The 11,744-nt window shown below is 68.9% G+C and carries 13 protein-coding genes; all 13 read right to left on the reverse strand.

Annotated features, from left to right (window positions below; all coding sequences use genetic code 11):
- Position 1: 1 nt before the first annotated feature.
- Positions 2-1,573: a F0F1 ATP synthase subunit alpha gene (gene atpA, locus ACIP89_RS12870; RefSeq protein ID WP_401920393.1), complete on the reverse strand. Its 1,572-nt coding sequence runs from the start codon at positions 1,571-1,573 to the stop codon at positions 2-4.
- 140 nt (positions 1,574-1,713) lie between these two features.
- Positions 1,714-2,529, reverse strand: a complete 816-nt coding sequence (locus ACIP89_RS12875; RefSeq protein WP_401920396.1) for a F0F1 ATP synthase subunit delta — start codon at positions 2,527-2,529, stop codon at positions 1,714-1,716.
- A complete protein-coding gene (locus ACIP89_RS12880) occupies positions 2,526-3,068 on the reverse strand; it encodes a F0F1 ATP synthase subunit B (RefSeq protein WP_402114799.1) in 543 nt (180 codons plus the stop codon). Before ACIP89_RS12880 ends, ACIP89_RS12875 begins: the two co-directional genes overlap by 4 nt.
- Positions 3,069-3,109: 41 nt before the next feature.
- Positions 3,110-3,349 carry an ATP synthase subunit C gene (locus ACIP89_RS12885; RefSeq protein ID WP_005311859.1) on the reverse strand — a complete coding sequence of 80 codons (240 nt, stop codon included), beginning with the start codon at positions 3,347-3,349 and terminating at the stop codon, positions 3,110-3,112.
- 73 nt (positions 3,350-3,422) lie between these two features.
- Positions 3,423-4,259 carry a F0F1 ATP synthase subunit A gene (atpB, locus tag ACIP89_RS12890; protein WP_327340722.1) on the reverse strand — a complete coding sequence of 279 codons (837 nt, stop codon included), beginning with the start codon at positions 4,257-4,259 and terminating at the stop codon, positions 3,423-3,425.
- A gap of 210 nt (positions 4,260-4,469) precedes the next feature.
- A complete protein-coding gene (locus ACIP89_RS12895) occupies positions 4,470-4,913 on the reverse strand; it encodes a hypothetical protein (RefSeq protein WP_402114802.1) in 444 nt (147 codons plus the stop codon).
- Positions 4,914-5,172: 259 nt separating this feature from the next.
- Positions 5,173-6,555: an MraY family glycosyltransferase gene (locus ACIP89_RS12900; protein ID WP_402114804.1), complete on the reverse strand. Its 1,383-nt coding sequence runs from the start codon at positions 6,553-6,555 to the stop codon at positions 5,173-5,175.
- A 115-nt stretch (positions 6,556-6,670) separates the two neighbouring features.
- Positions 6,671-7,924: a serine hydroxymethyltransferase gene (gene glyA / locus ACIP89_RS12905; RefSeq protein ID WP_371776102.1), complete on the reverse strand. Its 1,254-nt coding sequence runs from the start codon at positions 7,922-7,924 to the stop codon at positions 6,671-6,673.
- Between the two features lie 124 nt (positions 7,925-8,048).
- Positions 8,049-8,690 carry a protein-tyrosine-phosphatase gene (locus ACIP89_RS12910; RefSeq protein ID WP_123523518.1) on the reverse strand — a complete coding sequence of 214 codons (642 nt, stop codon included), beginning with the start codon at positions 8,688-8,690 and terminating at the stop codon, positions 8,049-8,051.
- Complete coding sequence (locus ACIP89_RS12915) at positions 8,687-9,334, reverse strand: L-threonylcarbamoyladenylate synthase (protein WP_024490827.1); 648 nt, start codon at positions 9,332-9,334, stop codon at positions 8,687-8,689. The genes ACIP89_RS12910 and ACIP89_RS12915 overlap by 4 nt, the downstream gene beginning before the upstream one ends.
- A gap of 64 nt (positions 9,335-9,398) precedes the next feature.
- A complete protein-coding gene (gene prmC / locus ACIP89_RS12920) occupies positions 9,399-10,244 on the reverse strand; it encodes a peptide chain release factor N(5)-glutamine methyltransferase (RefSeq protein ID WP_073736887.1) in 846 nt (281 codons plus the stop codon).
- A 45-nt stretch (positions 10,245-10,289) separates the two neighbouring features.
- Entirely contained in the window at positions 10,290-11,366 is a 1,077-nt protein-coding gene (gene prfA / locus ACIP89_RS12925) for a peptide chain release factor 1 (RefSeq protein WP_073736888.1), read from the reverse strand.
- A 151-nt stretch (positions 11,367-11,517) separates the two neighbouring features.
- Positions 11,518-11,742, reverse strand: coding sequence for a 50S ribosomal protein L31 (rpmE, locus tag ACIP89_RS12930; protein WP_024490824.1), 225 nt, complete (start codon positions 11,740-11,742; stop codon positions 11,518-11,520).
- Between the last annotated feature and the right edge of the window lie 2 nt (positions 11,743-11,744).

An 11,744-nucleotide genomic window follows, 5' to 3' on the forward strand; every position in this document is an offset into this window, starting at 1 on the left:
ATCAGCCCTCGCCCAGAAGCTTGCCGTCCGAGGTCTCGAACTGCTGCTTGAAGGCGGCGACCGCGTCGGCGATCGACTGCAGCGTGTCGTCGGACATCTTGCCGCCCTCGACGATGCTGGTCAGGAGCTCCTTGCGCTCGCGGCGCAGGTACTCCAGCAGCTCGCTCTCGAAGCGGCGGATGTCCTCGACCGGGACGTCGTCCATCTTGCCCGTGGTGCCGGCCCAGACCGAGACGACCTGCTCCTCGACCGGGATCGGGGCGTACTGCGGCTGCTTCAGCAGCTCGACCATGCGCTTACCGCGCTCCAGCGAGGCCTTCGAGGCCGCGTCCAGGTCGGAACCGAAGGCGGCGAACGCCTCCAGCTCGCGGTACTGGGCGAGGTCCACGCGGAGCCGGCCGGAAACCTGCTTCATGGCCTTGTGCTGGGCGGAGCCACCGACGCGCGAGACCGAGATACCGACGTTCAGGGCCGGACGCTGGCCGGCGTTGAACAGGTCGGACTCCAGGAAGCACTGGCCGTCGGTGATGGAGATGACGTTGGTCGGAATGAACGCCGACACGTCGTTCGCCTTGGTCTCGACGATCGGGAGGCCCGTCATCGAACCGGCACCCATCTCGTCGGAGAGCTTGGCGCAGCGCTCCAGCAGACGCGAGTGGAGGTAGAAGACGTCGCCCGGGTAGGCCTCGCGGCCCGGCGGACGGCGCAGCAGGAGCGATACGGCGCGGTACGCGTCGGCCTGCTTCGAGAGGTCGTCGAAGATGATCAGGACGTGCTTGCCTGCGTACATCCAGTGCTGGCCGATGGCCGATCCGGTGTACGGCGCCAGGTACTTGAAGCCGGCCGGGTCGGACGCCGGGGCGGCGACGATGGTCGTGTACTCGAGCGCGCCGGCCTCTTCGAGGGCACCGCGCACGGAGGCGATGGTGGAGCCCTTCTGACCGATGGCGACGTAGATGCAGCGCACCTGCTTGTTCACGTCGCCCGAGCGCCAGTTGTCACGCTGGTTGATGATCGTGTCGACGGCCAGCGCGGTCTTACCCGTCTGACGGTCACCGATGATCAGCTGACGCTGACCACGGCCGATCGGCACCATGGCGTCGACGGCCTTGTAGCCGGTCTGCATCGGCTCGTGCACCGACTTACGGACCATGACGCCAGGGGCCTGCAGCTCAAGCGCGCGCCGACCGTCGGTCGCGATCTCGCCGAGACCGTCGATCGGGTTGCCGAGCGGGTCGACGACGCGGCCGAGGTAACCCTCGCCGACGCCGACGGAGAGCACCTCACCGGTGCGCTGCACCGGCTGGCCCTCCTCGATCCCGTTGAACTCGCCGAGGACGATCGCACCGATCTCGCGCTCCTCAAGGTTGAGGGCGAGACCGAGGGTGCCGTCCTCGAACTTCAGCAGCTCGTTCGCCATGGCGGAGGGCAGGCCCTCCACCTTCGCGATGCCGTCGCCGGCAACGCTGACCGTACCGACCTCCTCGCGCGAGGCCGCGTCCGGCTTGTACGACTGGACAAAGTTCTCCAGCGCATCCCGGATCTCCTCCGGCCGGATCGTGAGCTCCGCCATCTGGGTTCCCTGCTCTCCTTGTTGGGCCCGAAGTTTCTTAAGGGGGTCTGGGGGCCGACCCCCAGGAATCTTCTGCAATTTCTGCACGGCCCAACCGGGCCGCTGGTCTTGCTCTGTCTCTGTTACTGCGCCGGGCTGGGTCAGCCGGCCATCCGCCGGGTCGCCTCGTCGAGACGCTCCGCGATGGTGCCGTTGAGGACCTCGTCCCCGACCCGCACCGTGACTCCGCCGAGGACCTCGGGGTCCACGTCGAGGTTCAGGTGCATCGACCGGCCGTAGATCTTCGCCAGGGCGGCGCCGAGGCGCTGCTTCTGCCGATCGCTCAGCGGCACTGCCGAGGTGACGATCGCGACCATGCGGTCACGGCGCTCCGCGGCGAGCTTGGAGAGGGAGTCGAGTCCCTCTTCCAGGCTACGTCCCCGAGGCTGGGTGACAAGCCGCACGATGACGCGCTCGGTCGTGGGCCGCGCCTTGCCGCCGAGCAGGCTGCGCAGCAGCTCGCTCTTGGCGGCGGTGGTCGCGGTCCGGCTGGTGAGCGCGGCGCGCAGCGCCGGGTCGGAGGCGACGATCCGGCCGAACCGGAACAGCTCGTCCTCGACGTCGTCGAGGTCTCCGTTGCGCTGGGCGGCGGTGAGGTCAGCGGTGTTCGCCAGCTCCTCCACCGAGTCGACCAGGTCGCGGGACTGCGACCAGCGCGAGCGCACCATGCCGGAGACCAGATCGACGGCTTCGCCGCCCACCTGGCCGCGCAGCAGGCGCCCGGCCAGCTCGGCCCGTGCCTCGCCGGCCTGGGCCGGGTCGGTCAGGACCCGGCGCAGCGACACCTCGCGGTGCAGCAGCGCCGTGACGCCGGCCAGGTCCTCGGCGAGCTTCGCCGCGTCGACCGACGTGCTGTCGGTCAGTGCGTCGAGGCGCTCACGCGCGGCAGCCAGTGCTTCGCGGCTCGCGCCGTTCATCGGACGGCCTCGGCCTTCGCCTCGAGCTCGTCGAGGAAACGGTCGACGGTGCCGCTCTGCCGGGCGTGGTCCTCAAGGGACTCGCCGACGAGCTTGCCGGCCAGGTCGGTGGCGAGCTTGCCCACGTCCTGACGCAGCGCGGACGCCGCCGCCTTGCGGTCGGCCTCGATCTGGGCGTGGCCGGCGGCGACGATCTCCTCGCGCTGCCGCTGGCCTTCCGCCCGCATCTCCTGCAGGATCACGGCGCCCTGCTCCTGCGCCTCCTGGCGCATACGAGCGGCTTCGTGGCGGGCTTCGGCGAGCTGAGCCTTGTACTGCTCAAGCACGCTCTGGGCCTCGGTCTGCGCCGCATCGGCCTTCTCGATACCGCCTTCGATGGCCTCGCGACGCTCTTCCAGAACCTTGTTGATGTTCGGGAGGAGCTTCTTGGCGAGGAAGCCGAAAACGATGACAAAGGCGATGAGGCCGATGACGAGCTCAGGGATCGGCGGGATGAGCGGGTTTTCCGTCTCAGCCGCGATCGTAAGCAACTGGCTCACGTCATTGCCTTTCGTCTAGGGGGCTTGTCTGGATCCGTGGATCAGGAGCCGTAGACGAACGGCATGACCAGACCGATGAGGGCGAGTGCCTCACAGAAGGCGAAGCCGAGGATCTGGTTGGCACGGATGAGACCGGCAGCCTCGGGCTGACGGGCGAGGGCCTGGGTGCCGTTACCGAAGATGATGCCGACGCCGACGCCCGGGCCGATGGCCGCGAGGCCGTAACCGATGGAGCCGAGAGCCTTCAGGTCGCCGGTGACAGCGGCAAGGGTCTGGGACATGCCAGTTCTTCCTTCTCTTTCAAGAACCGGTGGGGGTTGGCCACCGGACGAGTACGGATTGTTCGAGCGGGACTCAGTGGTTCTTTGCGAGCGCGCCCTGGATGTAGGTGCAGGTCAGGAGTACGAAGACGTATGCCTGAAGTGCCTGCACGAAGAGCTCGAACGCGGTCATCACGATCGTCATCACGAACGAGACGCCGGCGTAGGCGAAACCGATGCCGTTCAGGAGGTACCAGCTGGCGATCGTGAAGAGCAGCAGCAGCGTGTGCCCGGCGAACATGTTCGCGAACAGTCGCACCGCGTGAGTGAACGGACGAACGAGCAGGTTCGAGAACAGCTCGATGAACGCCGCGAGATACGCGACCGCGCCCAGCGACTTGTCGTAGCCCGTGAAGTTCTTGAACGCGCCGACGAAACCATGCCGCTTGAACGTCAGGCTGACCCAGACGATGTAGACGATCGCTGCGAGTACCGCGGGGTACGCAATGATCGACGTCACCGGGAACTGAGCGACCGGGATGATCGACCAGAGGTTCATCATCCAGACGAAGAAGAACAGCGAGACGATGAGGGGGACGTACTTCTCGCCCTCGCGCTTGCCGATCGTCTCGTAGACGATGCCACGGCGGATGAAGTCGTATCCCGTCTCGGCGACCATCTGCAGCTTGCCCGGGACGACCTTCGGCTTGCGGAAGGCCGCCCAGAAGAAACCGACGATGATGATCGAGCCGAGCAGGGCCAGCAGCATCGGCTTGTTGAAGTACAGGTTGCTGTCCGCGTCACCCCACAGAGGCTCGAACAGGAACGAATGCAAGCCAGGTGCATCGAAACCACAGCCGGAAAAGATGTGGCAATCGGTCTCGAAGGCGAGCACCTGTGTCGGGTCAGCACTCACCGCGGGCTCCTTCAGCGTGGCGCATAGGTACGGCAACCTCGTTGTGTCGGCGCGGCGCACAGCCGCGGTTCGGCACTGGACTGGTGTTTCGGATGTGTGAGCGGCAGTCAGGCAATGAGCCTCGCGATCGAGCAGGCGTCAGCTCACATGCCCGCGCCCGCGGTGCCGCAGTTGGAACCGGACGATAGCAGGGTCCTGAACTCGCCCTTATCCCGCCCCTACCCTTCACGACCTGGACCCAGTGTTCTTGGGCTTCTTGCCCTTGTCGGACTCCGACTCGGGCTCGACGTAGAGGATCTTGGCCTTCATGTGCGCACGCGCCTGTGCGCCGATCCACACGAGAGTCGTCGCGACCAGCGTGATCGCGAAGGCCTTCGGGTTGAACATCGTGGTGTTCTTGAATGCGGCGACAAAAATGAACAACAAGAGCAACTGAGCCGTGTACAGCATCAGCCCCATCGCCTGGAACAGGTGGGGCAGGGACCTGGCGGTCCGCTGCAGGACCATCAGCCCGATCCCCATGAAGAGGATGACCACGATCGTCGCAACGATCGCACCCAGGGCTCCCTTGCCACCGACGACGCCAGCGCTGATCGCGGCGGCAACGGCGCCGGCGGCAGCGGTGGGTACGGCGGTCTGGAGGAGAGTCCGGACGTCGTTGGACGGCATGGCGGCAGCTCCGCTTGCTGGGGGTCGGCAGTGTGTCGTCATGGACGAGCGTAGGCCCGGTCCGAGTCGATGCCTCGGGGCCAAGGGACCGCGCTACTCAGGTCCTTCGGCTCTGTCACCGGGTTCGTGAACGGTATCACAAACTATTTGATGAGGTCTTTACCAAGAAAGTGTGGTTGCCGTCACACATGAGTGTGAACAAACGCGTGTGAGCAAGACAACGCAACCACTTGTCTGATATTGCCCATTGATGCCCGAATCATCGGTGAGTGGAATCGGCCTTGCGCCGGTCAGAAAATCGCGAACGGGTGCCAATGGCGGTCGCCCCGTTGACGCCGGAGACTCCCGCAGCGATCGGAGCCTGCGGCGCCTGCTCGGCACCCTCCCGGCCCATGTGGTCGTGCAGCGGCCCCTGTTGCCCCTCGGGCCCGTCCGTGGGCTCCCCTGCCCCCTCGACCCGGCGCCGGCGCCGGTAACGCGGCGGCACGATGCGCTGAGCCCACAGCGGGGCACGCGGGGTGAAGCGCGGCATCAGGAGCAGGATCAGGCCGAGCGCGCTCAGCCCCACGATCACCAGGACGATCCACATGGACGCCGAGTGCACGGAGTAGCCGACCGCGCCGAACGCGATCAGGGCCGACCAGAAGTACATGATCAGCACGGACCGGCTGTGCGAGTGGCCGATCTCCAGCAGCCGGTGGTGCAGGTGCCCCCGGTCGGCGGCGAACGGCGACTGGCCGTTCCAGGTGCGCCGCACGATCGCCAGCACCAGGTCGGCCGCCGGGATCGCGATGATGGTGAGCGGCAGCAGCAGCGGGATGAAGACCGGCAGCATCGCGTGGGTCGCCTGCCGCTCGCTGCCCTCGAAGATCTTCATGGTGTCCGGGTCGACCTGACCGGTCACCGAGATCGCGCCGGCGGCCAGCACCAGGCCGATCAGCATCGAGCCGGAGTCACCCATGAAGATCCGCGCCGGATGCATGTTGTGCGGCAGGAAGCCCAGGCACATGCCCATCAGGATCGCCGTGAAGAGCGTCGCCGGAGCGGCCGCCTCGATCATGTGCCCGTACCAGAGCCGGTACGTGTAGAGGAAGAACGCGGCCGACGCGATGAGGACCATGCCGGCCGCCAGGCCGTCGAGCCCGTCGACGAAGTTCACCGCGTTGATCGTGATGACGACCAGGGCGACCGTGAGCAGCGTGCCCTGCCACTGGGTGAGGGCGACGGTGCCGACGCCGGGGATCGGCAGCCACAGGATCGTCAGGCCCTGGAGGACCATGACCGCCGCGGCGATCATCTGGCCGCCCAGCTTGATCAGGGCGTCGATCTCGAACTTGTCGTCCAGGACGCCGATCAGCCAGATCAGGGCCGCCCCGGAGAGCAGCGCGCGGGGTTCGCTGGAGAGGTCGAAGACGCTGTCGAGGTTGGCCAGGTGATCGGCGACGATCAGCCCGGCGCACAGCCCGCCGAACATCGCGATGCCGCCGAGCCTCGGTGTCGGTTCGCGGTGGACGTCGCGCGCCCGGATCGCGGGCATCGCCCCGATCGCGATGGCGAACTTACGCACCGGGCCGGTGAGCAGGTAGGTCACCGCTGCCGTGACACAGAGCGTCAGCAGGTAATCACGCACGGGCTGCCCCACAACTATCGCCGGCCATCTCAGCCCACACCTTAACTATGTCGGCCTCATGGTTGAGGACACGGAGCTACCCGCGATGGTTGCACGAGCCACCCTCATTCAGGACATAGGTCCCATGTCACCCCGGGTACGGCGGGAATTTCGCCGCCAGTTCCCGGACGTCCGCGAGGACGTCGCCCTCCTCGCGTACAGCGGCGCCGAACAGCGCCGCGAGCCGGGCCATGGCGGCCTCGTCCATGCCCTGGGTGGTGACGGCCGCGGTACCGAGCCTGATGCCGCGGGCGTCTCCGTAGGGAAGCGCGCAGGTGTCCAGCACCAGGCCGGCGGCGGCCAGCCGGGTGCGGGCGGTGCGGCCGTCCACGCCGAGCGGGGCCGGGTCCGCGACGATCAGGTGGGTGTCCGTGCCGCCGGTGGTGACGTCGAAGCCCTCGGCAGCCAGCCCGGCGGCGAGCACCCGGGCGTGGGAGACCACACGATGGGCGTACGCGGCGAAGGCCGGTGTACCCGCTTCGTGGAAGGCGACGGCCTTCGCGGCCACCGTGTGCATCTGGGCGCCGCCCTGAGTGAAGGGGAAGACCGCCCGGTCGATCCGCTCGGCCAGCTCCGCGCCGCACAGGATCATGCCGCCGCGCGGTCCGCGCAGCACCTTGTGCGTGGTGGCGCAGACGACGTCCGCGTACGGGACGGGGCTCGGCGCCGCTCCCCCGGCGATCAGCCCCATCGGGTGCGCGGCGTCGGCGATGAGGTAGGCGCCCACCTCGTCGGCGATCTCGCGGAACCTCTCGTGGTCCGGGTGGCGCGGGTAGGAGATGGAGCCGCTGACGATCGCCTTGGGGCGGTGGGTGCGGGCCAGGGTGCGGACCTGCTCGTAGTCGATCAGGCCGCTCCCGGCGTCCACCCCGTAGCCGATGAACTCGAACCAGCGGCCGGAGAAGTTGGCCGGTGAGCCGTGGGTGAGGTGCCCGCCGTACGGGAGTCCCATCGCGAGCACCGTGTCGCCGGGGCGCAGCAGCGCCGCGTACGCCGCGAGGACGGCGGAGGAGCCGGAGTGCGGCTGGACGTTGGCGTGCTCGGCGCCGAAGAGGGACGTGGCGCGGCGGACGGCGATGCGTTCGGCGGCGTCCGCCTGTTCGCAGCCGCCGTGGTGGCGCCTGCCTGGGTAGCCCTCCGCGTACTTGTTGGCGAGCGGCGAGCCCAGGGCGGCCAGGACCGCGGGCGAGGTGAAGTTCTCCGCGGCGGTCAGCTGGAGCGTGCCGGACTGCCGGCCCAGCTCCGCCAGCAGCACGTCCGCGATCTCGGGGTCCTCCCGGAGCAGGGCGCCGAAGTCCTGCGGCAGGGTGGCCGGTGGTGCGGCGGAAGCGGTGACCGGCATCGGGGGCTCCGGGCCTGGGAGGAGTGCGCTGACGTCAGCTCCAATGTAGGCCCGGGACGGGCCCGCTGCCCGCTGTCACGGCCCTCGGTACGCCCGTCCGGAGGGGGGCCGGACTCCACGCCGGTCAGCGCGGAGTCGATACGCCGGTCAGCGCGGTGACGACCGGCTCCAGGGCCTGGTTGATCTCGTCGCCGATGGACCGGAAGAACGTGATCGGGGCGCCGTACGGGTCGTACACCTCGTCGGCCTCCGCGGTCGGGGCCAGCAGCCAGCCGCGCAGCGCGGCGGCGGCGCGCACCAGCGCGCGGGCGCGCTCGACGACGCCCTCGTCCTCGGCGTCGGGCAGCGTCGCGTGGTCTATCGCCCGGACCAGCCGGGTGAACTCCTTGAGGGTGAAGGTCCGCAGCCCGGCCGAGTGCCCCATCGAGATGACCTGGGCCCGGTGGTCGCGGGTGGCGGTGAGCACCAGGTCGGCGCGGATCACGTGCTCGTCCAGCAGCTCACGGCCGACGAAGCCGGTGGCGTCGGCGCCGAAGTCCGCGAGGACCACCTCGGCGTTGGCCTCCATCGGGGCGCCCTCGTGCCCCCAGGTGCCGGCACTCTCCACGATCAGGCCGCCCTGGAGCGGGTCACCGAGGCGGTCCACGAGGGCATGCCGGGTCAGCCGCTCGGTGATCGGTGAGCGGCAGACGTTGCCGGTGCTGACGTGGAGGATGCGGAAAGTGTCGGTCTGCCCCGCTATGCCACGCCCCTCAGGCGCGGTCAATTGGCCACCTCAAGGTCGGGTACCACCTTGCGCAGCTCCTCCGCGGAGAGCGCGCCGGCGCGCAGCAGGACCGGCACCTTGCCGGTGACGTCGACGATCGAGGACGGGACGATGCCCGGCGTCGGGCCGCCGTCGAGGTAGACGGAGACGGAGTCGCCGAGCATCTCCTGGGCGGCGTCGCAGTCCTCGGGCGAGGGGTGTCCGGTGAGGTTGGCGCTGGAGACGGCCATCGGGCCGACCTCGGTGAGCAGCTCGATGGCGACCGGGTGCAGCGGCATCCGGATGGCGACGGTGCCGCGGGTGTCCCCGAGGTCCCACTGGAGGGACGGCTGGTGCTTGGCGACGAGCGTGAGGGCGCCGGGCCAGAACGCGTCGACGAGCTCCCAGGCCTGCTCGGAGAAGTCGGTGACCAGACCGTGCAGGGTGTTCGGCGAACCGATCAGGACGGGGGTCGGCATGTTGCGGCCGCGGCCCTTCGCGTCCAGCAGGTCGGCGACCGCCTCGGAACCGAAGGCGTCCGCACCGATCCCGTACACCGTATCGGTGGGCAGCACGACCAGTTCGCCGCGGCGGACGGCGGACGCGGCCTCGCGCAGACCCGTCGTACGGTCGGTCGCGTCGTTGCAGTCGTATCGCCGTGCCATCAGCCGGCCTCCTCAAACATGTACGGGTAGGGCTGGTACGGGTCGTGCGGGTGGTGTCCGCCGGTCACGGCATGGCCTTGCGGGCCGTGGCGAAACGGGGGCGGTTGTTCAGGTCGGGGTGATCGGCCGCGTCGGCCCAGCCCCGTTCCTCTGTGAAGATCCACGGCACCTGGCCGCCCTGGGTGTCGGCGTGCTCGATGACGACGAGGCCGCCGGGGCGCAGCAGCCGGTGGGCGGTGCGCTCGATGCCCCGGATGGTGTCGAGGCCGTCCTCACCGGAGAAGAGCGCCATCTGCGGATCGTGGTCGCGGGCCTCCGGCGCCACGTACTCCCATTCGGTGAGCGGGATGTACGGCGGGTTGGAGATGACCAGATCGACCTGTCCGTCGAGCTCGGGAAGGGCCGTCAGAGCGTCTCCGCGGTGCACGGTGACCCTGGAGTCCTCGGCGTTCTTCCTGGTCCATTTCAGGGCGTCCTCGGACAGCTCCACGGCGTGCACGCGCGAGCGCGGCACCTCCTGGGCCATGGCGAGGGCGATGGCGCCGGAGCCCGTGCACAGGTCGACGATCAGCGGCTCGACCACGTCCATCGCGCGGACGGCGTCTATCGCCCAGCCGACGACCGATTCGGTCTCGGGGCGCGGCACGAAGACGCCCGGCCCCACCTGGAGCTCCAGATAGCGGAAGAAGGCACGTCCGGTGATGTGCTGGAGCGGTTCGCGGGCCTCGCGCCGGGCGATGGTCTCCCAGTAGCGGGCGTCGAAGTCGGTGTCCGGCACGTTGTGCAGCTCGCCCCGCTTGACGCCGTGCACGAACGCGGCGAGTTCCTCCGCGTCGAATCTCGGCGAAGGCACACCGGCGTCGGCCAGCCGCTGGGTGGCCTGGGCCACCTCGGCGAGCAGCAGGTTCATCGCGGTTCTCCGTACAGGTTCACGAGCGGTGCGGGGTGGTGGAGCTTACGCGGCGGCGAGCTTCGCGGCGGAGTCGGCGTCGACGCACGCCTGGATCACGGCGTTCAGGTCACCGTCGAGCACCTGGTCCAAGTTGTACGCCTTGAAGCCGACGCGGTGGTCCGAGATGCGGTTTTCCGGGAAGTTGTAGGTACGGATCTTCTCGGAGCGGTCGACCGTGCGCACCTGGCTGCGGCGGACGTCGGAGGCTTCCTGCTCCGCGGCCTCCTGGGCGGCGGCCAGCAGCCGCGAGCGCAGGATGCGCATGGCCTGCTCCTTGTTCTGGAGCTGGCTCTTCTCGTTCTGGCAGGAGGCGACGACGCCGGTGGGCAGGTGCGTGATGCGGACGGCGGAGTCCGTCGTGTTGACGGACTGGCCGCCGGGCCCCGAGGAGCGGTAGACGTCGATCCGCAGGTCGTTGGCGTGGATCTCGACGTCGACCTCCTCGGCCTCCGGGGTCACCAGGACACCGGCGGCGGAGGTGTGGATGCGGCCCTGGGACTCGGTGGAGGGCACGCGCTGCACACGGTGCACGCCGCCCTCGTACTTCATCCGGGCCCAGACGCCCTGGCCGGGTTCGGTGGCTCCGTTGCCGCCCTTGGTCTTCACGGCGACCTGGACGTCCTTGTAGCCGCCGAGCTCGGACTCGGTGGAGTCGATGATCTCGGTCTTCCAGCCGACCCGCTCGGCGTAGCGCAGGTACATGCGCAGCAGATCGCCGGCGAACAGGGCGGACTCGTCGCCGCCCGCGCCCGCCTTGATCTCCAGGAGCACGTCCTTGTCGTCGCTGGGGTCACGGGGGACGAGCAGGAGGCGGAGCTTCTCGGTGAGCTCCTCGCGCTCCTTCTCCAGGTCCTTGACCTCGGCGGCGAAGTCGGGGTCGTCGGCGGCGAACTCGCGGGCCGTCTCGATGTCCTCGCCGGTCTGCTTCCAGGAGCGGTACGTGGCGACGATCGGGGTCAGCTCGGCGTAGCGCTTGTTGAGCTTGCGCGCGTTGGCCTGGTCGGCGTGGACCGCGGGATCCGCGAGCTTCTTCTCAAGATCGGACTGTTCGCCGATCAGTTCCTCGACCGCCTCGAACATCTTCGGGCTCCTGGTTTCTTCGCTGGACGTGCCTGCCGGCCGGGCGGGATGCCTGCCGGGCGGGACACGGGGATGCCGTGTCCCGGCCGGAAAAAGCGCCGGTCTCGACGCCCCCGGGAAGGGGGCGTCGAGAACCGGCGCAGTTGGCTCGCTACTTGCTGGCGGAGCCGGCAGCCTTGCCGAAGCGGGCCTCGAAGCGGGCCACACGGCCACCGGTGTCGAGGATCTTCTGCTTGCCCGTGTAGAACGGGTGGCACTCGGAGCAGACGTCCGCACGGATGGCGCCGCTGTCCAGGGTGGACCGGGTGGTGAACGAGGCGCCACAGGTGCAGCTGACCTGGGTCTCGAAGTACTGGGGGTGGATCTCGCGCTTCAAGG

The organism is Streptomyces sp. NPDC088730 (genome assembly GCF_044751215.1).
Classification (GTDB): Bacteria; Actinomycetota; Actinomycetes; order Streptomycetales; family Streptomycetaceae; genus Streptomyces.

Coding starts and splice junctions, on each gene's coding strand:
- atpA (WP_401920393.1), bottom strand. CDS start 1,573: ATGGCGGAGCTCACGATCCGGCCGGAGGAGATCCGGGATGCGCTGGAG.
- ACIP89_RS12875 (WP_401920396.1), bottom strand. CDS start 2,529: ATGAACGGCGCGAGCCGCGAAGCACTGGCTGCCGCGCGTGAGCGCCTC.
- ACIP89_RS12885 (WP_005311859.1), bottom strand. CDS start 3,349: ATGTCCCAGACCCTTGCCGCTGTCACCGGCGACCTGAAGGCTCTCGGC.
- ACIP89_RS12895 (WP_402114802.1), bottom strand. CDS start 4,913: ATGCCGTCCAACGACGTCCGGACTCTCCTCCAGACCGCCGTACCCACC.
- glyA (WP_371776102.1), bottom strand. CDS start 7,924: ATGCCGGTCACCGCTTCCGCCGCACCACCGGCCACCCTGCCGCAGGAC.
- ACIP89_RS12915 (WP_024490827.1), bottom strand. CDS start 9,334: ATGGCACGGCGATACGACTGCAACGACGCGACCGACCGTACGACGGGT.
- prmC (WP_073736887.1), bottom strand. CDS start 10,244: ATGAACCTGCTGCTCGCCGAGGTGGCCCAGGCCACCCAGCGGCTGGCC.
- prfA (WP_073736888.1), bottom strand. CDS start 11,366: ATGTTCGAGGCGGTCGAGGAACTGATCGGCGAACAGTCCGATCTTGAG.